This window comes from Natronospira elongata (genome assembly GCF_034931365.1).
GTDB classification, from domain to species: domain Bacteria; phylum Pseudomonadota; class Gammaproteobacteria; order Natronospirales; family Natronospiraceae; genus Natronospira; species Natronospira elongata.
In genome coordinates this window covers 23,028-43,269 of record NZ_JAYGII010000022.1, presented here as the reverse complement: position 1 = coordinate 43,269, position 20,242 = coordinate 23,028, and the positions used below count along the sequence as shown (strand labels likewise).

Here is a 20,242-nt window from a genome sequence, read left to right as displayed (position 1 = left end):
ATTCCTGCTCCGCCTCCCGGTCCAGCCCGCACATCCCTGTGCGGGCGTTCGGCAAGCTGCGATGGTCCACTGGACCATCGGTCTTGCCTCACCCTGGCTCACACAGTCTTGGAAAGGTCTGTCGCCACCTAGGCCTGCCTTTGGTGGGGGGCACCTGGGCGGTGCTTGCTGAAGGTTTGTTCTGATATTTGAGCAGATTGACTTCGATTGGCTCGCTGAAATCGCGGATTAATCCGCTCCTACGGCGGCTTTCGAATAGGCAAATGGCACCGTAGGAGCGACTTTATTCGCGATCTGACTGGCCAGATCGAAGCCAGGTGATTACAGAGCTAGGTCAGATAGGGAAGAATCCGCAATACGCCGTAAACGATGAGAAAGATGGCGACAACGTAATTGAGCAGCTTGGGCTTGATCAGAATGAGCACCCCGGCGATCACGGCGATGATGCCAATCAGAAGGTTTACATCGATACTCATGGTCAACTCCAGTGGAAAATGAAATGGTTAAAAGGGCTGCTCCCATCCTGATGCTATCGCTGCAGTAACACGTAGACCGCACCCGTGCCGCCGTCATTGGGACGCGCCGAGCAAAAGGCCAGGATATCGTCGCGCTTCTGCAGCCAGGTGTTGAGCTTGGTTTTCAGCACCGGCCCGCGATTGCCCGAGCGCAAGCCCTTGCCGTGAACGATGCGCACACAGCCGTAACCCATGTCGTGACACTCGGCGAAAAACAGGCGCAGGCACTCCTGCGCTTCGCGCCAGTTCATGCCGTGGAGATCAAGTTGATCCCGTACCGGAATCCGGCCGCGTCGCAATCGACGCAAGACGTCGCCATTCAGGCCGGGGCGGGCAAAGCGTAGCTCCTCCCCGGTCTCCAGTGGTTCATCCCAATCCCCCTCCAGGGACTCGCGAACCACCGCCTGATCATCCTGACGGCGGAAGCGGGCCCGGGCTGGGGGGCGTCGACGCTGGACCGTGGCCGAATCGTCGCGGATCGGGCGCACATCGCCCACCGCCTGGCGAAACAGCTCACTGTCCTCATCGGTGATTACGGTATCCCGGTCGCTCATGCTGCCTCCAGGGCAAGCTTCATGGGGTAGAGGTTACTCAAGAACACCCCGGGACGAAAGCCGGCCGCTACGATCAGGGCCGGGATTCCAGTATAGTGTTGCGCGCTGCCGTGGGCCGCCACGGGCTGCCGTCTGCAAGGGGAGAGCGCTGAATTGAGAATTCTGGTGAGCAATGACGATGGTTACCTGGCCGAGGGGCTGCGCACCCTGGCCGGGGCCCTGTCGGCACTCGGAGAGGTGACGGTGGTCGCCCCCGACCGCAATCGCAGTGGCGCCAGTAACTCCCTGACCCTGAATCGCCCCCTGCGCATTCATCAGGCAGAGGAGCGGGTCTATTGCGTGGAGGGTACGCCCACTGACAGCGTTCATGTGGCCATCACCGGTTTGCTGGACCATCAGCCGGATATGGTGATTTCGGGCATCAACGAGGGTGCCAACCTGGGAGACGATGTTCTCTATTCGGGCACCGTGGCGGCGGCCATGGAGGGGCGTTTCCTGGGCTTGCCGGCGATTGCCGTCTCCCTGGCCAATGAGGGGCGGGGCCATTACGAGACCGCCGCCCGGGTGGTGGTGGAACTGATCCATCGAATACATCGTGATCCGCTGCCGGTTGATACCATACTCAACGTCAACGTCCCTGATCTGGCCTGGGAGGCCATTGACGGGTTTGAGGCCACCCGGCTGGGTCATCGCAAGCGGGCGGAAGGTGTCATTCGTGACAAGGACCCGCGGGGCCGCCCCATCTACTGGATTGGTCCCGCCGGCTCCGAGGAAGACGCCGGACCGGGCACCGATTTCCATGCCGTTCGTAACCGCAAGGTATCGGTCACACCCCTGCAGGTGGACCTCACTCGTTACGCGGCCCTGGACCAGATCGCCGGCTGGCTGGACAAGGGGGGTGAGAGTCAATGAACGCACCCATTGAAGGCATCGGCATGACCTCGGCCCGGACCCGCGAGCGCCTGGTTCAACGACTCAAGGACAACGGCATCCAGCACCCCGGGGTGCTGGATGCGATACGCAATGTACCCCGGCATCTCTTCGTTGACGAAGCCCTGTCCAGCCGCTCCTACGAAGATACCGCACTGCCCATCGGCCACGGTCAGACCATCTCCCAGCCCTGGGTGGTCGCGCGCATGACCGAGGCCCTGATAGAGAACGGTCGTCCCGAGCGGGTGCTGGAGATCGGCACCGGCTGTGGTTACCAGACCGCAGTCATGAGCGGTCTGGTGGGTCAGATTGATACCGTGGAGCGGATCTCCGCCCTGTTGCAGCGGGCAAGGCGGAATTTGCGTCAGCTGGGGGTTCGCAATGTCCGTTTTCACCATGCCGACGGCTATGAAGGCTGGCAGGACCACGCGCCCTTTGACGGCATTCTTGCCGCCGCCGCCCCGGAAGCGGTACCGGAAGCGCTGCTGGAGCAATTGGCGGATGGCGGCACCCTGGTGATTCCGGTTGGGCCTTCCGGCTGTCAGGAGCTACTGCGGATTACCCGCGACGGTGAGCAATTCACGCGCGAGAATCTGGGGCTGGTCAGTTTCGTGCCCCTGCGCGGTGGCCGCGCCTGATGCGTATCTTCTCCTGGCTGTATGAGCGCGTCATGCGCTGGTCGGCTCATCCCCGGGCACCCTGGTATCTGGGTGGTCTCAGCTTTGCCGAATCCACCTTCTTTCCGGTTCCCCCCGATGTCATGTTGGCGCCCATGGTGCTGGCCCGTCCGCGCCGCTGGCTGCGTCTGGCCACGATCACCACACTGGCCTCCGTCATTGGTGGGGTTGTTGGCTGGCTATTGGGCTATTTCGCCATTGAACTGGTCATGCCGGTCATTGAACAGGCCAGCTATCAAGGCGCCTACGAGCGGGCGCGGGAGTGGTTCCTGGAATGGGGTTTCTGGGCAGTCCTGCTGGCGGGCTTTTCTCCCATTCCCTACAAGGTTTTCACCATTGCCGCCGGCGTACTGTCACTCAATCTGCCGGTATTCATTCTGGCCTCGCTGTTGGGTCGGGGCGGACGTTTCTATCTGGTGGCCTGGCTGGTTGCCTGGGGTGGGCCGCCGGTTGCCGCGCGCATTCGCAAGCATATCGACCTGGTGGGCTGGATTCTGGTCCTGATACTGCTTGTGGCCATTCTCGTCTGGCGCTTTCTGCGGTAGCCTTGACCCATTGAATCTCGCGGATGGGCGCATGAAGCGGTACTGGCAAGTTTCCCTCCTCAATCTGCTTTCCCTGGTGCTGGCGCTGAGCCTGGCGGCTTGCGCGGGTGCCCTGCGCTGGGATCCACTGACCTATACCGTCGAAGAAGGCGATACCCTCTATTCCATCGCCTTCCGCCATGGCCTGGATTACCGTGCGTTGGCGGAATGGAATGGCATAGGCAGTAACTATCTGATCTATCCGGGCGATGAGCTGGTGCTGAGCCGGCCGCCTGCCGGCGTCAGCCCTGAGCAAGTCGCGGAAGTGCGTGAACAGTCCGCTGACCGGGAGGCCGGCCGTTCTAGCGCTTCGTCTGGCGATGCCAGGGCTTCCGGACGGAGCCGTGGTCAGGGTAGTGGTACCCAATCTATGCCGCCGCGCGGTGATATCGACTGGCAATGGCCGCTGGAAGGGGAAGTGCTTAACCAGTTTGGTGAAGGCAGCATGGCTCGGGGCATCCAGATTGCCGCCGAGGAGGGGAGTGATGTTCACGCGGCGGCCAGCGGTCGGGTTGTCTATACGGGTAGTGGACTGATCGGATACGGTAAGCTTATTATCATCAAGCATGATGATGTTTATCTGAGTGCTTACGGGCATAATCAGGATATCCTCGTCGAGGAAGGTGATGACGTGGATGTCGGTGAACGCATAGGTCGAGTCGGACTGGGACGGGGCAACCGTTCCATGTTGCACTTCGAGATCCGTGCGGAAGGCCAGGCAGTGGATCCCATGAGATACCTGTCGGATTGAGTGGGGAATGTGGGTCGTGAATAGCGAGGGGTGATATGGGGGTGAGACAGTCCAACGGACCGCAAGACCGTGAGGAGGTCGAATCCTCGGATGCCATGGAGACTGCGGTGGAATCCACTGACACCCAGGCCCGGGAGGATAAGGGCAGCGACGGGGCCGAGGGGCTTGCCGAGACCAGCCCTGAGCCGGACTGGAATAACGCCGGCAACGGTTTCCCCGAGGAGAACCTGGACGCCACCCGCATGTATCTCAGCGAGATCGGCTTCTCGCCGCTGCTGACGCCCGAGGAAGAGGTTTATTACGCCCGCAAGGCCCTGGCCGGTAATGAAGCCGCCAGAAAGCGCATGATTGAAAGCAACCTGCGACTGGTAGTGAAGATCGCCCGGCGTTACAACAACCGTGGTCTGCCCCTGCTGGACCTGATCGAGGAAGGCAATCTGGGGCTGATCCATGCGGTGGAAAAATTTGACCCGGAGCGGGGTTTTCGCTTCTCCACCTACGCCACCTGGTGGATCCGCCAGACCATTGAGCGGGCCATCATGAACCAGACCCGCACCATCCGCCTGCCCATCCATGTGATCAAGGAAATCAATCTCTACCTGCGCGCTGCCCGCAAGCTGGCCCAGGATCTGGATCGCGAACCCACCGCGGAAGAAATCGCCTCGACCCTGGACAAGCCTCTCCAGGACGTGGAGCGCATGCTCGGGCTCAATGAACGTATTGCCTCGGTGGACACGCCGATCGGCAAGGAGGGGGATCGCCTGCTACTGGATGCCATCCCCGACGATGGCAACAGTGACCCTTCCCGCCGCCTCCAGGACGAAGACCTCAACGCCGTGGTGGAGATCTGGCTGGGCCGGTTGACCGATAAACAGCGGGAAGTGGTTCAGCGGCGCTTTGGCCTCAATGGCCACGAGAAAGCCACCCTGGAAGAAGTGGGCAATTGTATCGGCGTCACCCGCGAACGGGTGCGTCAGATTCAGATGGACGCGCTCAAGCGACTCCGTCGCCTGCTGGAAAAGGAAGGGCTTTCGGAAGAGGCGTTGTTTGAGTAGCTCCGAGCTCCGAGCTGGCCGTGCATGCTGAACGGCTTACCGTTTTCTGCAAGCGGCAACCATTCCCGGCTGTATCCAGAATCTAGCGCAAACCGTTTCGAAGCGGCACGGCATTCATGTCAGCACGGCCAGCTCGCCGCTCGCCGCTCGCCGCTCGCCGCTCGAGGCTCGAAGCTCATCAATCAATCATCAACAACGCGGCCATTACCGATCTTTCCTCTCCGACCAGCACATTGAAGGTGCGGCAGGCCGCGCCGGTGTCCATGAATTCCAGGCCGACCCCCTGGCCCAGCACGGCGGCGAGGATTTCCTGAGGCGGGATGCGGGTCTCGCCACCCGTGCCCAGGAGAATGACTTCCGGCCGGTCCTCGACCAGTGGGGTAAAGTCCTCCGGTCGTAGATCCTCGAAACGCTCCGGGCGCCAGCCGCTATCCACCGCGGATGGCGTGATCACGCAGCTACGCGTGATAAGATTCTCGTTCACGCGGATGCTGCCGGCTTCATAGGCGCGAATGATCTGCCGGGCATCGCCGGCAAGGAAATCCTTTTCAACCTTCATGGTGGCGGATACTCTCCCGCATGTCTGAAACTGCTCATCAGTCTAACAGGCGACGCCCCCGTCTGCGTCTCCATTTTCCTGGTCTGTTCGATGTCGGTCGGGTACTGGTCGAAGATCTACAGGCCCAGGCACCGGCCCTGCCGGGGCTTCACCGTCTGCTGGCCCGTGGCGATGCGCTGCCGGCTGACAGCTTGCAGGGGCCCGGGCAATCCCAGGCTGCCCTTGCCCTGTTGGGGGAAGGTAAGCGCCCGGGGCAAGGCTACTGGTTGCGGGCCGACCCGGTGCACCTTCGCCCCGATCAGGACTTTCTTCTGCTCTGGGATGGCCGCGCTCTCGACCTCGACGCCGAGGAAGCCGACGCCCTGGTCGGGCAGTTCAATCAGCAGTTCGCTGAAGACGGCTGGCGGCTGGAGGTTCAGGCTCCCGATCGTTGGTATCTGGCCGCGCCCGGGGACCTGAGCGTTGAAACCACGCCGGTGGCGGCAGTGACCGGGCGCAATATCAATCACTTCATGCCGGCCGGTCCCGATCGGGTAAAACTTGAGCAGCTCATCAATGAGACCCAGATGCTGTTTCATGATCATCCGGTCAATCAGGCCCGGACCGCCCGCGGCCTGCCCACCGTCAGTGGTGTCTGGCCCTGGGGTGGGGGGCGGCTCGATGAGGTGGAAAACAGGCTCGGCTCCTGGGCATCCCTGCTGTCCAATGATCCGGTCTGGCAGGGCCTGGCTCAGCATCAGGGCTGCAAGAGTGGGCCGGAACCGGCGAGTTTCTCCGACTGGCGGGGCCAGGCATGGGGCGACAGCCTGGTGGTGATCGAGACCGGCACCCGCGCCGCGCTGGACGGCGATGGTCCGGGCTGGCAGGCGGCTCTTGAGCAGCTCGACCGGGATTGGTGGCAGGCGGCCCTGCGTGCCCTGGGCAAGGGCGAGCTGGACAGCCTGGAGCTGGCACTGGGACCGCTGGGTCCATGGCATATGCGGCCCGGCATGCGCTGGCGTTTCTGGCGACGTGAACGGCCCTTGTGGGAGCACCTGGCTGAGTCGGAGGCGGAATGATTTCCCGAATCCGCCGCCGACAGCCCGATCCGACCGTCTCTCCCGGGGCACAGACCTTGAGCGTTCATCCGGTCCTGCGCCGGGTGTATGCCGCCCGGGGTATCCACAGCGTCGAGGACATCGATTATCGTGCCGCCCGCCTGCTGCCACCCAAAGGACTGGATGGTCTGTCCGAGGCCGCAGCGCTGGTCTCCCGCCATTTGAGTGAAGGGCCCATTCTCATCGTCGGCGATTTTGACGCGGATGGCGCCACCGCCACCGCCCTGCTCAAATCGGGCCTCGAGGCGATGGGCGCGGCGGCGGTGGATTACCTGGTGCCCAATCGCTTCGATTTCGGCTATGGCCTCTCGCCGGAACTGCTGGAGGTGGCCCGGGAGCGGGATCCGGCCTTGATCATCACCGTCGATAACGGCATCTCAAGCATTGAGGGTGTCGCCGCCGCCAGGGCCGCCGGTATCGATGTGTTGGTCACCGACCACCACCTGCCCGGCGAGACCCTGCCGGGCGCCAATGCCATCCTCAATCCCAATTTGCCGGGGCAGGGCTTTGCCAGCCCCCACCTGGCCGGTGTGGGGGTTGCCTTCTATCTCTTGCTGGGTCTGCGTCAGCACCTGCGGGATGCACAATGGTTCGAGCAACAGGCCATCCCCGAACCCAGCCTCGCCGAATGGCTGGATCTGGTTGCTCTCGGCACGGTCGCCGACCTGGTGCCCCTGGATCGCAATAACCGGATTCTGGTTCACCAGGGTCTGCAGCGGATCCGTGCCGGCAGCCTGCGGCCGGGCCTGGAAGCCCTGATTCGGGTGGCGGACCGCAACCGCGCCGACCTGACGGCCGCCGATCTCGGTTTTGCCATCGCCCCACGCCTGAACGCCGCCGGTCGCCTGGACGACATCTCCCACGGCATTGAGACCCTGCTCGCCAGAGACCCGGGCAGAGCGCGGGCAGGCGCCGAAATGCTGGACGCCATGAATCGGGAACGGCGTTACCTGCAGCGGGACATGCAGGAGCAGGCCGAGCGTGCCCTGGAGCGTATCAAGCTGGACGGGGGAGCAGAGTTGCCCGCCGCGCTCACCCTGTTCCGGACCGACTGGCACAGCGGTATCGTTGGCCTGCTGGCATCCCGCCTGAAAGAGCGTTTTCACCGACCGGTGGCGGTCATGGCACCGGACGGAGATAGGATGCTGAAAGGCTCACTCCGTTCCGTCCCCGGTATCCATATCCGTGATGTCCTGGCCGACATGGACAGTCGACAGCCGGGGATGATCGAACGCTTTGGCGGCCATGCCATGGCCGCCGGTCTCAGTCTCCGGTCAGACCGCCTAGACAGCTTCCGCCGCTTGTTCAAGGAAGCGGTGGAGGCCCGTGCCGGGGCGGAGACACTGTCCGGCATCATCCACAGCGATGGCCCCCTGGAGGTCTCGGAGCTGTCGCTTGAGGTGGCCGAGCTGATCCGTCGGCATGGGCCCTGGGGGCAGGGCTTTCCCGAACCCCTATTTGATGGCGAATTCCGGGTTCTGGAAGAGCGGGTGGTGGGGGAGCATCACCTCAAGCTGCGCCTGCAACATCCCGATGCGGCCACGCCCATCGACGCCATTGCCTTCAATCCGCCGCCGGAACAGTTGGGCGGCCTGCCGGAGTGGATCCGCATCGCCTACCGGCTCGAGGTGAACGAGTGGCAGGGCCTGCGTCGTCCCCAGCTGCTGGTGGTCCTGATCGAGCCCCTGTGAGGGACAGGGGCCCCGCGTGGGCCGAAGCTTCATCCAGTCATCCGAATGGTGTAGCATACGCGGGTTTCAAGGCCCCGGCCCCGGGGTGAACTTCCGGAAACAGTGAACCAACAGCGGGAGAGGCAGCTCGTGTCTGACGCCGTCGAAACCAATGCCATTCAACGCCAGATCAGCGACCTGCAGGAGCGCATTGAAGCGCTGAGGGGGTATCTTTGACTACCCTGGTCGCAAGGAAAGACTGACCGAAGTCACCCGCGAACTGGAAGTCCCCGAAGTCTGGAATGACCCGGAACGGGCCCAGGCCCTTGGCCAGGAGCGGGCCCGTCTGGCGGAAATCGTGGACAGCCTGGAAGAATGCAGCTCCCGCATCGAGGATGCCGGTGAGCTGTTCGATATGGCGCAGCAGGAAGATGACCAGGACACCCTGCGAGAGTTGCCCGGTGAACTGGACGACCTGACCACCATTGTCGAGAAAATGGAATTCCGCCGGATGTTCTCCGGCGAAATGGACGAGGCCAACGCCTTCGTGGACATCCAGGCCGGTTCTGGTGGCACCGAAGCCCAGGACTGGGCCGAGATGCTGCTGCGCATGTATCTGCGCTGGGGCGAACAGAAGGGCTTCAAGACCACGTTGATGGAATGCTCCGCCGGGGAAGTGGCCGGCATCAAGAGTGCTACCGTCAAGTTCGAGGGCGACTATGCCTTCGGCTGGCTACGCACCGAGACGGGTGTCCACCGCCTGGTGCGCAAATCTCCCTTCGATTCCGGCAATCGCCGTCACACTTCCTTCGCTGCGGTTTTCGTCTCTCCGGAGATCGACGACAACGTGGAAGTGGATATCGATCCCTCCGACTTGCGCATTGATGTCTATCGGGCCAGCGGTGCCGGTGGTCAGCACGTCAACACCACCGAATCCGCCGTGCGTATCGTGCATGAACCCACCGGCATTGTGGTGCAGTGTCAGACCGAACGTTCCCAGCACAAGAACAAGGCCACTGCCATGAAGCAGCTGCGGGCCAAGCTCTACGAGCATGAGATGCAGCAGCGGCGGGAAAAACAGGCGGCGGTGGAAGAGGGCAAGTCCGACATCGGCTGGGGCAGTCAGATCCGTTCCTATGTCCTCGACCAGTCGCGGATCAAGGACCTGCGTACCGGTGTCGAGATCGGTAACACTCAGGGCGTGCTGGACGGCAATCTGGAACCCTTCCTTGAGGCCAGTCTGAAAAAGGGTCTCTGAACCACCTTGCCAGGATGCGGGGCGACCCGCCTTAATACTTCAATGCTTTCCCAGGAGCAATCAGGGTCATGAGTCAGGAACAGGAACACAAGCTCATCCAGCACCGCCGCGACAAGCTTGCCGCATGGCGCGAGAGTGGCGAAGCCTTCCCCAATGATTTCCATCGCGACTCGCTGGCCGATGAGCTGCACGGTACTTACGGCGAACGCAGTGGGGAATCCCTGGAGTCGGGAGAGATTCGCGTTCACGTCGCCGGGCGGATGATGGAAAAGCGGGTGATGGGCAAGGCCAGTTTTGCCAAGCTCCAGGACAGCACCGGCCGAATCCAGCTATTCGTGCAGCGCGACGCCCTGCCGGAAGGTGTCTACAAGACCTTCAAGACCTGGGATGTGGGTGACATCGTCGGCGCCACCGGCACCCTGTTCAAGACCAAGACCGGCGAGCTGTCGGTCAAGGTGGAAGAAATCCGCCTGCTGACCAAGTCACTGCGCCCGCTGCCGGAGAAGTTCCATGGCCTGCAGGACCAGGAAACCCGTTACCGCCAGCGCTATCTGGACCTGATCATGAACCGGGAGGTCATGGAGACCTTCAAGACCCGTACCCGGATCATCCAGCTCGTGCGCGATTTCATGAACGCCTCGGGCTTCATGGAAGTGGAAACGCCGATGATGCAGTCCATCCCCGGTGGTGCGGCGGCACGGCCCTTTATGACTCATCATAACGCCCTGAATATGCCCCTTTACATGCGAGTGGCGCCAGAGCTCTTCCTCAAGCGCCTGGTGGTGGGCGGCATGGATCGGGTCTATGAGATCAACCGCAACTTCCGGAACGAGGGGGTCTCCACCCGCCATAATCCGGAATTCACCATGCTGGAGTTCTATCAGGCCTATGCCGATTACAATGACCTGATGGCTCTGACCGAGCGCATGTTCCGCAGTATCGCCGAGGCCGTGGTGGGCGGTGATGTGGTCGAGTACCAGGGTGAATCCTATGACTTCTCCCGGGACTTCGAACGCTTGACGGTTGAGGCAGCCATCCTGCGTTATAACGAAGGCCTGGATGAGGCTCGCCTGCGTGATCGTGACTATCTGGCCGGGGTGTGTGAGAAGCTGGGGATCAAGCTGGAAGACAATTGGGGCCCCGGCAAGTTGCAATTGGAGATCTTCGAGAAGACCGCCGAACACCGCCTGATCCAGCCGACCTTCGTGATCGACTATCCCACCGAGGTCTCGCCCCTGTCTCGGCGCAAGGATGACGATCCCTTCCTGACCGAGCGTTTCGAGCTGATCATTGGTGGCCGTGAGCTGGCCAATGGCTTCTCCGAGCTCAATGACGCCGAAGACCAGGCCGAGCGTTTTCGCGAGCAGGTCCGCTCAAAGGAAGCCGGCGACGAAGAAGCCATGTTCTATGATGCCGACTTTGTCCGGGCCCTGGAATTCGGTTTGCCGCCCACGGCCGGGGAAGGCATCGGCATCGACCGCCTGGTGATGCTGTTTACCGATTCGCCCTCGATTCGTGACGTGCTGCTGTTCCCCCTGATGCGCCCGGAGGCGGCCTCAGGCGACACAGACTGAGCTGTCGCAGCCGGTATCGTCGACAAGATGAAAAAAGACCGGGGCCAAAGGCCCCGGCCTTTTCTGGTTTAGACTGATTACGAGCGGTCTTGCTCGGTGCCTGGTACCAGCAGTACCGGTCGGTTGGCATTGCGGCAGATGTATTCGGCGGTAGAGCCCAGGCGGACGCCACGCACGCCCTCGCGGCCACGGCGGCCGGTAATGATCAGGGAGGCTCGCTCGGCGGCGGCAATCTGGGGAATGACCTGCTCGGCGCGACCCAGGTCAACGCTGCGGATCAGGCGGACATCGGCATCCGCGGCCTTCTGGGTGATCCGTTCCAGGCGCCGCCAGGCTCGGGCAATGTCATTGCTGGAGCTCACCGTGATCACGCGCAGGTGCTTGTCCTTGCCCAGCATCTGCAGGGCATGATCCTCGGCGGCCTCGGCCGCACTGGAGCCGTCGGTGGCCAGCAGGGTGGGGCCATCACGGCGCGGCACCTTGTCTTCGCCCTCGTCGGCATCCCGGACATCCTCCAGAAGTACCGGCAGTGTCGCCTTGCGCACCAGGCCGGAGGCAGTGCTGCCGATGAGCAGGCGCTTGGCCGGATGGTGGGCGCGGGAGCCGGTGACGATCAGATGCATGCCCTCGTCACTGGCCAGGGTCAGGATCTGCTCAACCGGGTCGCCGGAGACGATGCGGGTCTCCACTGTAAAGCGGTCGCGGAGCACATCGGCATGCTCTTCCAGCTTTTCCTTGCGTTCCGCCGTGCTCAGCTTCGCGCTGCCTTCACCGCCACTGCCGGTGGCAGTGGGTTTGACATTGACCAGCACCACCCGCTTGACGCCCATTCGTTCCATGTAATCAAGGCGCTTGAGCATGGGCAGGCTGGAGCGGGAGAAATCCACGGCGATCAGGGCGCTTTCGTACATTGATGTCTCCTTGCGATGTTTATAAGGCGCCGGCATAAACGCTGAAACCGTTGGGCCTGGCGATTTGCCGATCAATTATAGCGTTGGCCGCTGCCGCCAATCCTGACGGTCGGCGCCAAGCCCGGGTACTGCGCCGGGGCAGAAGTAACGGCCCGATACCCGATACTGTACAACATTATGCAGTGATTACATTACCAGCCGATGGCAAGTCTGTTTTGACTTGCATCAGGTTCAGGCTTGATGGGCATCGGGAAGCGCCGGCGGCGCTTCCCTAATAGGCCAGCGCCGGAAAGCGCCGTCGATCCAGTGGCAGCTTCATGGTGTGGCGGGAGGTGAGGGCAAACCAGCCTTCGACGTGGGCCAGAAGCTGCTGGGGATTCTCGGTTTCCTCGCCATCCCGGACGAGTTGCTGGAGCGCACAAAGGTAGGCGGGGAGCTGGGGGGCATGACCGTGGTCATAGGGCATCCACGCATCCGGGATTTCGCCGGTAGTGACGCTGACCCGGCCAGGTTGCCGGGCTTCGAAGCGAACGGTCACCGAAATGACCGAACCGTAGTCGTCCCTGAGCATTTCGCCAATCAGGCCGGGCACACTATCGGTGGGCAGGTGGTGGAAGCAGCGCCCGGCGCGGGATATGCCGTTAAACAGGGCACCATCGGCTCGGGGCAGGGTCGGCCATTGCACCTGGTAAGGGTTGGGTGCCCGCATGATGTTCTCTCCCTCCGGCAGACATGAAAAACGCTTCCATTGCCTATTTCAACGGCCGGCTGGAGAGGAACTTTAGGGATCCGTCGATCAATCCTGTTCCACTTGCCCGGCCCCGCTCATCAACGGCTCGGAGGGGTGCAGAACGCTCCGGCGGGCGCCGGAATGGGTCCGAGGCGGTGCCCTGGAAGGCGCTGACTAGTCGAAGAGCTTCAGCGCGGGGGCTTCCCCGTCAGCTTCCCCACCACCATCCAGATGCAATTCGCCATCATGGTTCTCCCTGACCACAATCTGCACCAGCCAGTGGCTTGCGTCACTAGCCGCCACCGAGTCCAGCACCTGACCCACCAGGCGGTCGGCACTGTCACGGACAGCTGCGCCGGCGGGAGCAGCCTGCTGGCAGCGGGCCAGCTTCAGGCCCTGCTTGACCTTGCCCAGGTAGTGGGTTCGGGCGATCACTTCCTGGCCGATATAGCAGCCCTTGCGAAAGCTGAGGCCGCCGAAGTGGTCCAGGCCGAGAAACTGGGGCAGGAAGCGGCCGCTGGTCTCGGGGCCGAGCCTTGGCAGGCCGGCCAGCAATTCCCGGCGTCGCCATTCAGTCTCGCGGATCGGCAAGTCGCCGGCTGCCTCGAACTCATCCCAGAGCGACCGTGCCTCGCTGAGCGGACCGGACCAGAAACCGGCCGCCGACAGGCCGCTGAGAGGCCGGAAGGGCGTTTCTCCACTGTCATTGTCATCCCACCGCCCCAGAACGACGGTGTCCTGCTGCGCCGACAGGTTCACTTGGGCACGCAAAACATAGAGACGCAGTTTTGGCAGCACCGTGTCCATGAGACTGCTGGGCAAGAGCAGTTCAAAGCCGCTTTCATCCCGGCTCATCAACACGGTGGTCACCGCCCGCCCCTTGGGATCGTGCCAGGCGGTCAGCACCGCCTCATCCTGGCCCAGTTCGCCCACGGCCGCGCTGAACTGACCGTCCAGGAAGCTTTCCGCGTCACCACCTTCCGCTCGCACCACGCTCAGGCCCGGCAGCCAGGCGAGGGCCGTGGAATCCGGCTGATCGGCCTTCTCCCGGGACCGCACAAACTCGGCCCAGGTCTCGATATCGTTGATCGCTGCTGATTCTGTCATGGGCTTCTACCACTGTCTCCGCTCGGGGTGACTTTGCCAAGGGCGCGTCAGCGTATAGAATACTGCGAGCTTTCGAAAGTGGTCGAACCCGGCGGGCGTCTGTGCCCGCCGAGCTGTTTCCACCGCCTTCGATGGATGGTCGTACCGTTTCATGTCACTCCGGGAGCGAGCCCATGTCCATGTCCGAGAAAGAAAGAGAATTCAGACGGGCACGGGCGACCGGTGGATTGGCCGGCGAGGATGCCGGTGTGGCAGGTGACGGGCAATCGGCTGAAAGCGAGCATCAAGGCCCGCGCGAGATCGGCGGCCCCAAGGGGCCGGAGCCGACCCGCTACGGCGACTGGGAAGTGAAGGGGCGCTGCTCGGATTTCTGAAACCGGAGAAACGCTTGCCTCCTGAATCGCCGGCATGGCTGTGGAGGCGGAATTGGTCTGACTCTGGTGGCAAGGAATCCATCGCTGCTCCACCTGAATTGTTCATTCATTGAATCGAGGTGACCCGCATGGCGGCAGAAAACCGGCCGGTTTCACCCCATCTCCAGATCTATCGCTTTATGTGGACGATGGCATTGTCCATCCTGCACCGCATCACGGGCGTGTTTCTGACGATCGGGACCATCTTTCTCGTGTACTGGCTGGTATCGGTCGCAGCCGGTCCCACTGCCTACGCCACCGCCCAGGAGCTGATCGCTTCCTGGCCCGGCCGCCTGTTGCTGTTCGGCTGGACCCTGGCGTTCTGGTACCACTTCTGCAATGGCCTGCGTCATCTGTTCTGGGATGCCGGTCAGGGTCTGGACCTGGGCGCCGCTCGGCTGTCCGGCTATCTGGCCGTGGCCGCCGCGGTCCTGCTGACCCTGCTGACCTGGTATGCCGCCTACGCCACCCACGGAGGTGTCCTGTGAGCCTGCGAACTCCCCTGAAGCGAGCCAAGGGCCTTGGCGCGGCCGGCGACGGTGTTCATCACTGGCTGATCCAGCGTCTGACCGCGGTAGCCCTGATCCCCCTGTTCATCTGGTTTATCGTCTCCCTGGTCAGCATGACCGGTGCCGATTACGCCACCGTCAGTCAGTGGATGGCCAATCCCTTGGTGACCATCCTGCTGGTGCTGTTCATTGGCACGCTTTTCTATCACTCGGAGCTGGGACTGCAGGTCGTCATCGAAGACTATGTGTCCAGCAAGGGATCACGCCTGACATTCCTTGTTCTGTCCCGTTTCGTCCATTTCTTCCTTGCCGCCGCCGGCATCATCGCCGTGCTGCGGGTAGCATTCGGAGCCTGAGTCAATGTCGAAGGCCTACGAGATAATTGATCATCAGTATGACGTTGTGGTGGTGGGTGCCGGCGGTGCCGGCCTGCGTGCCACCCTGGGCTTGGCCGAGAAGAATCTCAGCACAGCCTGCATCACCAAGGTGTTCCCCACGCGCAGTCACACTGTCGCCGCCCAGGGCGGAATCAGTGCTTCCCTAGGCAACATGGGCGAGGACGATTGGCGCTGGCATATGTATGACACCGTCAAGGGGTCCGACTGGCTGGGTGACCAGGACGCCATTGAGTACATGTGCAAGGAAGCACCCAAGGCGGTGATCGAGCTGGAACACTATGGTGTGCCGTTCTCACGCACCGACGAAGGCAAGATCTACCAGCGTCCCTTCGGTGGCATGACCACGCATTTTGGGGAAGGCACGGCCCAGCGTACCTGTGCCGCCGCCGACCGCACCGGTCACGCCATGCTGCATACCCTGTATCAGCAGGCCCTGCGTAACCACGCTGAATTCTTCATTGAATACTTCGCCCTGGACCTGATCATGGACGAAGAGGGGGTCTGCCGCGGGGTCATGGCCTGGAATCTGCAGGATGGCACCATTCACCGCTTCCAGGCCCATACCGTGATCCTGGCCACGGGCGGTTATGGTCGTGCCTACTTTTCCTGCACCTCCGCGCATACCTGTACCGGTGACGGCAATGGCATGGTTCTGCGTGCCGGCCTGCCGCTGCAGGACATGGAATTCGTGCAGTTCCATCCCACCGGCGTTTACGGTGCCGGCTGTCTCATCACCGAGGGCGTGCGTGGCGAGGGTGGCTATCTGACCAACTCCGAGGGTGAGCGCTTCATGGAGCGTTACGCCCCCAACGCCAAGGATCTGGCATCCCGCGATGTGGTGTCCCGCTCCATGACAATCGAGATCCGTGAAGGTCGTGGTGTGGGCAAGGACAAGGATCATATCCATCTTCACCTGGAGCATCTGGGCGCCGATGTGATCAACGAACGCCTCCCGGGCATTGCGGAAACCGCCCGCATTTTCGCCGGGGTGGACGTCACCAAGGAACCCATTCCCGTGCTGCCCACCGTGCACTACAACATGGGCGGCATTCCGGCCAATTACCATGGCGAAGTGCTGACCCTGAAAGACGGTAATCCGGATCATGTGGTGCCCGGCCTGATGGCGGCGGGCGAGGCCGCCTGCGTCTCCGTGCATGGGGCCAACCGACTGGGCTCCAACTCCCTGCTGGACCTGGTGGTCTTCGGTCGTGCCGTGGCCGAGCGCTGCGGTGAGCTGATTGAGCCGGGGCAACGTCACAAACCGCTGCCGGCAGACGCCGGTGATGCCTGTCTGGAACGCCTGGACCGCCTGCGCAATGCCAAGGGCGATCTCAAAACGGCCGACATCCGGCTGGACATGCAAAAGACCATGCAGTCACACGCCGCGGTCTTCCGGACCGGGGATGTGATGCAGGAAGGCATTGAGCAGCTCAAGAAGACGGTTGCTTCTTTCGATCGGGTTTCCGTTTCCGATCGATCCCTGGTCTGGAATTCGGACCTGGTGGAAACCCTGGAGCTGGATAATCTCCTTGGTCAGGCCATGGCCACCATCGAATCGGCCAAGAATCGTGAAGAGAGTCGGGGTGCCCATGCCCGTGAAGACTACTCTGATCGTGACGATGACAACTGGATGAAACATACCCTGGCCTGGTACGACGGCAAGGGTGGGGTGAAGATTGAGTATCGTCCGGTTCGCATGGATACCCTGACCGATGAAGTGGATGTGATTCCACCCAAGGCACGAACCTACTGATTGACGTGCTCGGGCCAGTCCCGGCACCCGCACTGGAGAGGCACAGACATGGCTGATTTCCGGCTGCCAAAAAACTCCCGCATCAAGAAGGGCGAGACACACAAGACGGAAGGCGACAGCGACAAGGTCAAGCGCTTTCATGTCTATCGTTATGACCCCGATTCCGGGGAAAACCCGCGCATGGACACCTATGAGGTGAACATGGAGGAATGCGGGCCCATGGTTCTTGATGCCATTATCAAGATCAAGAATGAAATGGATCCGGGTCTGACGTTCCGGCGTTCCTGCCGTGAAGGCATTTGCGGTTCATGCGCCATGAATATCGACGGAGTGAACACCCTTGCCTGCACCAAGGGCTGTGACGAGATCAAGGGGGATGTAAAGATCTATCCTCTGCCCCATATGGATGTAGTCAAGGATCTGGTCACCGACATGACCCACTTCTATGCCCAGCTGGCATCCGTGGAACCCTGGCTCAAGACCGATACGCCGGCGCCTCCCAATCAGGAACGCCTGCAGTCCAAGGAAGATCGAGCCAAGCTCGACGGCCTTTATGAATGTATTCTCTGTGCCTGCTGCCAGACCTCCTGCCCCAGTTATTGGTGGAATGGTGATCGCTATCTCGGTCCGGCGGTGCTGCTGCAGGCCTATCGCTGGATTGTGGACAGCCGTGACGAAGCCACCGGTGAGCGTCTGGATGATCTGGAAGATCCTTTCAAGATCTATCGCTGTCACACCATCATGAATTGCACCATGGCCTGCCCCAAGGGTCTGAATCCGGCCAAGGCCATTGTGGAAACCAAGAAACTGCTGGCCGAGCGCAAGCATTGATGGACGACGGCGCCTCGGCCTTGCCACCTCTGTCCCGCCTGCGTTGGCTGTGCAGGCGGGGCATGAAGGAACTGGATGTCATGCTGGAGGCTTATCTGGCCCGGGCCTGGGAGACTGCTTCACAGGATGAGAAGCAGGCTTTTGTTCGCTTGCTGGACCGTCAGGACCCGGAACTGTGGGACTGGCTGACCGGGCGGACGGAACCGGAAGAGAGGGATCTCGCCCATGTGGTATCACGGATTCGGCAGCCGTACGCAGATTGATGCCGGGGCATCGCCCCGGTTCTTCTTCTTGTTTCTGCTTCTCCACGGGCTGACGGGCCTGGCCGTCTTTCTCGCCCAACTGCCTCCCTGGCTGCTGTTCTTTCTACTGGCCTTCAATGCGCTGGCCTTGCGCTGGCATCTGCTTTGCTGGGCCTTTCCCTTCATTGCCCACGAGGCCACCGCCCTGGTGCTCGAGCCCGGCGGGCGCCTGTATCTTGTGGATGAACAGGGGGAACGTCGCCACATTCCCCTGCGGCGGGTGGAGTGGTCGTCCCAGGCCCTGCTGATCTTGAGGGTCGGCCCGGCCGGGGGCGGCTGGCTGGTATTGGCCGCCGACGGCGTCGAGGCCGACTCCCTACGCCGACTCAGAACCCGATTGCGCTGGGAGCGAGTGGACCGTGAAGCTCGGCCATTGGGGCAGTTGTTCCCGGCCCGGCCAGTTGGGCGGGACCAGCACCGTATCCCGCGCTCGCTCCGGCGGTAGGGTATCGGGCCAATCCAGGTTGTAGTGCAGGCCGCGACTTTCCCGCCGGCGCTGGGCGCAGCGGATGACCAGATTGGCCACTTCAGAGAGATTGCGCAGCTCCACCAGGTCCGGGGTGATGCGAAAGCCGGCATAGTAAGCCTGTATTTCCGAGCGCAGCAGTTCCGCCCTGGCCGCCGCCCGCCGCAGGCGCTTTTCACTGCGCACGATGCCCACGTAATCCCACATGAAGCGACGCAGCTCCAGCCAGTTGTGCTTGACCACGATTTCCTCATCGGAATCGGTGACCCGGCTTTCGTCCCAGGCTCGCAATGATTCCCTTGCCGGGGGCAGTTCAATCTCGCTCATATCCTCGGCGGCGGCCCGTCCCATCACCAGGCACTCCAGCAGGGAGTTGCTGGCCATGCGGTTGGCACCATGCAGCCCGGTGTGGGCGGTTTCGCCGGCGGCATAGAGCCCGGGCAGGTCGGTGCGACCGGCGAGGTCGGTGATGACACCGCCGCAGGTGTAGTGGGCTGCCGGCACCACCGGAATGGCTTCGCGGGTCATGTCGATGCCCAGTTTCATCAGCCGCTCATGGATGGTGGGGAACTGGCGGCGAACCTGATCGGCGGGCTGGTGACTGATATCGAGCAGAACATGCTCAAGACCAAGGCGTTTCATTTCATGGTCAATGGCCCGTGCCACCACATCCCGAGGCGCCAGTTCGGCCTGGGGATGAAATCGGGGCATGAAGCGGTCACCGTCCGGCAGCAACAACTGTCCTCCTTCACCTCGCACGGCCTCGCTGATCAGAAAAGAGCGGGCATCGGGGTGGAACAGACAGGTGGGGTGGAATTGCATGAACTCCAGATTGGCCACGCGGCAGCCAACCCGCCAGGCCATGGCGATGCCATCGCCGGTATTGCCCTCCGGGTTGCTGGTATAGAGATAGACCTTGTTGGCACCGCCGGTGGCCAGCAGCACTCTGGGGCTGCGCAGGGTTTCCACCTGGCCACTCTGCTGATTGAGCACATAGACACCCAGCACCCGGTTGTCACCGGGCAGACCCTGACGTCGACTGGTGATCAGGTCCACGGCGATGTGGTTGGTGAGCCAGTGTCGCTCGGCCTGGGCACGGACAGCCTTGTCCAGGCTGTCCTGAATGGCGCGGCCGGTAGCATCGGCCACATGCAGAACCCGACGGTGGCGGTGACCACCCTCCTGGGTCAGATGCAATTCATTGCGGGCATCGCGAGTGAAGGCGACACCCAGCTCACCCAGCCATTGGGCCATCTTCGGAGCGGCTTCCGCCACTCGCCGTATGGCCATTTCATCGCCCAACCCTGCGCCGGCCTCCAGGGTGTCGCGAACATGGGCATCGATACTGTCACCGGCGTCAACAGCCGCTGACATGCCACCCTGGGCCCAGGCCGTGCTGCCGGCGTCGGGCTGCCCCTTGCTGACCAGGGCCACCCGCCAGTGGCTGGGCAGGCCAACAGCGGCCGCCAGACCGGCCGCCCCGGTGCCAAGGATGATGGCGTCATAATCCTGTATGCGTTCAGCCATGCTCACAATTCCAGCAAGGCCCGCGGCGGCGTCGGCAGCGGGCTCTGTTACAATAGCCGCCAAGTTTACCG

General features: G+C 62.3%; 22 protein-coding genes and 1 pseudogene. 16 read left to right on the top strand and 7 right to left on the bottom strand.

The features are described 5' to 3' along the window. Positions 1-329: 329 nt before the first annotated feature. Positions 330-482, bottom strand: coding sequence for a DUF3096 domain-containing protein (locus tag VCB98_RS10150; RefSeq protein ID WP_346052260.1), 153 nt, complete (start codon positions 480-482; stop codon positions 330-332). A 47-nt stretch (positions 483-529) separates the two neighbouring features. Continuing rightward, on the bottom strand, positions 530-1,069 hold the full coding sequence (locus VCB98_RS10145; protein ID WP_346052258.1) for a Smr/MutS family protein: 540 nt from the start codon (positions 1,067-1,069) through the stop codon (positions 530-532). Positions 1,070-1,222: 153 nt separating this feature from the next. Between VCB98_RS10145 and surE the strand changes: the two genes are divergently transcribed. Genes surE through rpoS form a run of 5 tightly spaced genes read left to right on the top strand, consistent with a single transcriptional unit; the run spans position 1,223 to position 5,066 of the window. Continuing rightward, complete coding sequence (gene surE / locus VCB98_RS10140) at positions 1,223-1,981, top strand: 5'/3'-nucleotidase SurE (protein ID WP_346052256.1); 759 nt, start codon at positions 1,223-1,225, stop codon at positions 1,979-1,981. Then, a complete protein-coding gene (locus tag VCB98_RS10135; RefSeq protein WP_346052254.1) occupies positions 1,978-2,637 on the top strand; it encodes a protein-L-isoaspartate(D-aspartate) O-methyltransferase in 660 nt (219 codons plus the stop codon). The genes surE and VCB98_RS10135 overlap by 4 nt, the downstream gene beginning before the upstream one ends. Beyond that, entirely contained in the window at positions 2,637-3,221 is a 585-nt protein-coding gene (locus tag VCB98_RS10130; protein WP_346052252.1) for a YqaA family protein, read from the top strand. The genes VCB98_RS10135 and VCB98_RS10130 overlap by 1 nt, the downstream gene beginning before the upstream one ends. A 31-nt stretch (positions 3,222-3,252) precedes the next feature. Further along, the gene (locus tag VCB98_RS10125) at positions 3,253-4,011 is read left to right on the top strand and encodes a peptidoglycan DD-metalloendopeptidase family protein (RefSeq protein ID WP_346052250.1); all 759 of its coding nucleotides are present in this window, start codon (positions 3,253-3,255) and stop codon (positions 4,009-4,011) included. Positions 4,012-4,052: 41 nt separating this feature from the next. Beyond that, positions 4,053-5,066, top strand: a complete 1,014-nt coding sequence (gene rpoS, locus VCB98_RS10120) for an RNA polymerase sigma factor RpoS (protein ID WP_346052248.1) — start codon at positions 4,053-4,055, stop codon at positions 5,064-5,066. Positions 5,067-5,244: 178 nt separating this feature from the next. On the opposite strand, the gene VCB98_RS10115 is transcribed toward rpoS, so the two are convergent. Next, positions 5,245-5,625: an Mth938-like domain-containing protein gene (locus tag VCB98_RS10115; RefSeq protein WP_346052247.1), complete on the bottom strand. Its 381-nt coding sequence runs from the start codon at positions 5,623-5,625 to the stop codon at positions 5,245-5,247. A gap of 20 nt (positions 5,626-5,645) precedes the next feature. Between VCB98_RS10115 and VCB98_RS10110 the strand changes: the two genes are divergently transcribed. The 4 genes from VCB98_RS10110 to lysS all read left to right on the top strand — a co-directional run bounded on the left by VCB98_RS10110 (position 5,646) and on the right by lysS (position 11,224). Beyond that, positions 5,646-6,683, top strand: a complete 1,038-nt coding sequence (locus VCB98_RS10110; protein WP_346052245.1) for a hypothetical protein — start codon at positions 5,646-5,648, stop codon at positions 6,681-6,683. Beyond that, on the top strand, positions 6,680-8,413 hold the full coding sequence (gene recJ / locus VCB98_RS10105) for a single-stranded-DNA-specific exonuclease RecJ (RefSeq protein ID WP_346052243.1): 1,734 nt from the start codon (positions 6,680-6,682) through the stop codon (positions 8,411-8,413). The genes VCB98_RS10110 and recJ overlap by 4 nt, the downstream gene beginning before the upstream one ends. 129 nt (positions 8,414-8,542) lie before the next feature. Then, positions 8,543-9,650 (top strand): peptide chain release factor 2 gene (prfB, locus tag VCB98_RS10100; RefSeq protein ID WP_346052241.1). Its coding sequence is split into 2 segments (ribosomal slippage): positions 8,543-8,626 and positions 8,628-9,650, totalling 1,107 coding nucleotides; the frame shifts between segments, so codons are not numbered across the junction. A gap of 68 nt (positions 9,651-9,718) precedes the next feature. After that, positions 9,719-11,224 carry a lysine--tRNA ligase gene (lysS, locus tag VCB98_RS10095; RefSeq protein ID WP_346052239.1) on the top strand — a complete coding sequence of 502 codons (1,506 nt, stop codon included), beginning with the start codon at positions 9,719-9,721 and terminating at the stop codon, positions 11,222-11,224. A gap of 77 nt (positions 11,225-11,301) precedes the next feature. On the opposite strand, the gene VCB98_RS10090 is transcribed toward lysS, so the two are convergent. The 3 genes from VCB98_RS10090 to ygfZ form a co-directional block, all read right to left on the bottom strand. Continuing rightward, a complete protein-coding gene (locus VCB98_RS10090; RefSeq protein WP_346052237.1) occupies positions 11,302-12,135 on the bottom strand; it encodes a universal stress protein in 834 nt (277 codons plus the stop codon). Positions 12,136-12,406: 271 nt separating this feature from the next. Next, a complete protein-coding gene (locus VCB98_RS10085) occupies positions 12,407-12,844 on the bottom strand; it encodes a hypothetical protein (protein ID WP_346052235.1) in 438 nt (145 codons plus the stop codon). A 195-nt stretch (positions 12,845-13,039) separates the two neighbouring features. Next, positions 13,040-13,972, bottom strand: a complete 933-nt coding sequence (gene ygfZ / locus VCB98_RS10080) for a CAF17-like 4Fe-4S cluster assembly/insertion protein YgfZ (protein WP_346052233.1) — start codon at positions 13,970-13,972, stop codon at positions 13,040-13,042. 131 nt (positions 13,973-14,103) lie between these two features. Between ygfZ and VCB98_RS10075 the strand changes: the two genes are divergently transcribed. The 7 genes and pseudogenes from VCB98_RS10075 to VCB98_RS10045 form a co-directional block, all read left to right on the top strand. After that, positions 14,104-14,346, top strand: coding sequence for a DUF1674 domain-containing protein (locus VCB98_RS10075; protein ID WP_406672203.1), 243 nt, complete (start codon positions 14,104-14,106; stop codon positions 14,344-14,346). 128 nt (positions 14,347-14,474) lie between these two features. Beyond that, a complete protein-coding gene (gene sdhC / locus VCB98_RS10070; RefSeq protein ID WP_346052229.1) occupies positions 14,475-14,873 on the top strand; it encodes a succinate dehydrogenase, cytochrome b556 subunit in 399 nt (132 codons plus the stop codon). Continuing rightward, positions 14,870-15,250, top strand: coding sequence for a succinate dehydrogenase, hydrophobic membrane anchor protein (gene sdhD / locus VCB98_RS10065; protein ID WP_346052227.1), 381 nt, complete (start codon positions 14,870-14,872; stop codon positions 15,248-15,250). Before sdhC ends, sdhD begins: the two co-directional genes overlap by 4 nt. A 4-nt stretch (positions 15,251-15,254) precedes the next feature. Further along, positions 15,255-17,045, top strand: a complete 1,791-nt coding sequence (gene sdhA / locus VCB98_RS10060) for a succinate dehydrogenase flavoprotein subunit (RefSeq protein ID WP_346052225.1) — start codon at positions 15,255-15,257, stop codon at positions 17,043-17,045. Between the two features lie 48 nt (positions 17,046-17,093). Beyond that, entirely contained in the window at positions 17,094-17,876 is a 783-nt protein-coding gene (locus VCB98_RS10055; protein WP_346052223.1) for a succinate dehydrogenase iron-sulfur subunit, read from the top strand. Further along, entirely contained in the window at positions 17,876-18,139 is a 264-nt protein-coding gene (locus VCB98_RS10050) for an FAD assembly factor SdhE (protein ID WP_346052221.1), read from the top strand. Before VCB98_RS10055 ends, VCB98_RS10050 begins: the two co-directional genes overlap by 1 nt. After that, a pseudogene (locus tag VCB98_RS10045) lies at positions 18,102-18,467 on the top strand (hypothetical protein); the annotation flags it as partial. The gene VCB98_RS10050 and the pseudogene VCB98_RS10045, both read left to right, overlap by 38 nt. A gap of 27 nt (positions 18,468-18,494) precedes the next feature. Here the strand turns inward: VCB98_RS10045 and nadB are convergent. Further along, on the bottom strand, positions 18,495-20,171 hold the full coding sequence (nadB, locus tag VCB98_RS10040; RefSeq protein WP_374729208.1) for an L-aspartate oxidase: 1,677 nt from the start codon (positions 20,169-20,171) through the stop codon (positions 18,495-18,497). Positions 20,172-20,242 lie beyond the last annotated feature (71 nt).

What these genes read in the sequence shown, in the direction of transcription:
- VCB98_RS10050 (WP_346052221.1), top strand. Translation starts at nt 17,876, where the DNA reads ATGGACGACGGCGCCTCGGCCTTGCCACCTCTGTCCCGCCTGCGTTGG.
- VCB98_RS10055 (WP_346052223.1), top strand. Translation starts at nt 17,094, where the DNA reads ATGGCTGATTTCCGGCTGCCAAAAAACTCCCGCATCAAGAAGGGCGAG.
- sdhC (WP_346052229.1), top strand. Translation starts at nt 14,475, where the DNA reads ATGGCGGCAGAAAACCGGCCGGTTTCACCCCATCTCCAGATCTATCGC.
- recJ (WP_346052243.1), top strand. Translation starts at nt 6,680, where the DNA reads ATGATTTCCCGAATCCGCCGCCGACAGCCCGATCCGACCGTCTCTCCC.
- VCB98_RS10130 (WP_346052252.1), top strand. Translation starts at nt 2,637, where the DNA reads ATGCGTATCTTCTCCTGGCTGTATGAGCGCGTCATGCGCTGGTCGGCT.
- VCB98_RS10125 (WP_346052250.1), top strand. Translation starts at nt 3,253, where the DNA reads ATGAAGCGGTACTGGCAAGTTTCCCTCCTCAATCTGCTTTCCCTGGTG.
- VCB98_RS10145 (WP_346052258.1), bottom strand. Translation starts at nt 1,069, where the DNA reads ATGAGCGACCGGGATACCGTAATCACCGATGAGGACAGTGAGCTGTTT.
- VCB98_RS10115 (WP_346052247.1), bottom strand. Translation starts at nt 5,625, where the DNA reads ATGAAGGTTGAAAAGGATTTCCTTGCCGGCGATGCCCGGCAGATCATT.
- VCB98_RS10135 (WP_346052254.1), top strand. Translation starts at nt 1,978, where the DNA reads ATGAACGCACCCATTGAAGGCATCGGCATGACCTCGGCCCGGACCCGC.
- VCB98_RS10085 (WP_346052235.1), bottom strand. Translation starts at nt 12,844, where the DNA reads ATGCGGGCACCCAACCCTTACCAGGTGCAATGGCCGACCCTGCCCCGA.
- sdhA (WP_346052225.1), top strand. Translation starts at nt 15,255, where the DNA reads ATGTCGAAGGCCTACGAGATAATTGATCATCAGTATGACGTTGTGGTG.
- nadB (WP_374729208.1), bottom strand. Translation starts at nt 20,171, where the DNA reads ATGGCTGAACGCATACAGGATTATGACGCCATCATCCTTGGCACCGGG.
- VCB98_RS10110 (WP_346052245.1), top strand. Translation starts at nt 5,646, where the DNA reads ATGTCTGAAACTGCTCATCAGTCTAACAGGCGACGCCCCCGTCTGCGT.
- VCB98_RS10090 (WP_346052237.1), bottom strand. Translation starts at nt 12,135, where the DNA reads ATGTACGAAAGCGCCCTGATCGCCGTGGATTTCTCCCGCTCCAGCCTG.
- lysS (WP_346052239.1), top strand. Translation starts at nt 9,719, where the DNA reads ATGAGTCAGGAACAGGAACACAAGCTCATCCAGCACCGCCGCGACAAG.
- ygfZ (WP_346052233.1), bottom strand. Translation starts at nt 13,972, where the DNA reads ATGACAGAATCAGCAGCGATCAACGATATCGAGACCTGGGCCGAGTTT.
- VCB98_RS10075 (WP_406672203.1), top strand. Translation starts at nt 14,104, where the DNA reads ATGGATGGTCGTACCGTTTCATGTCACTCCGGGAGCGAGCCCATGTCC.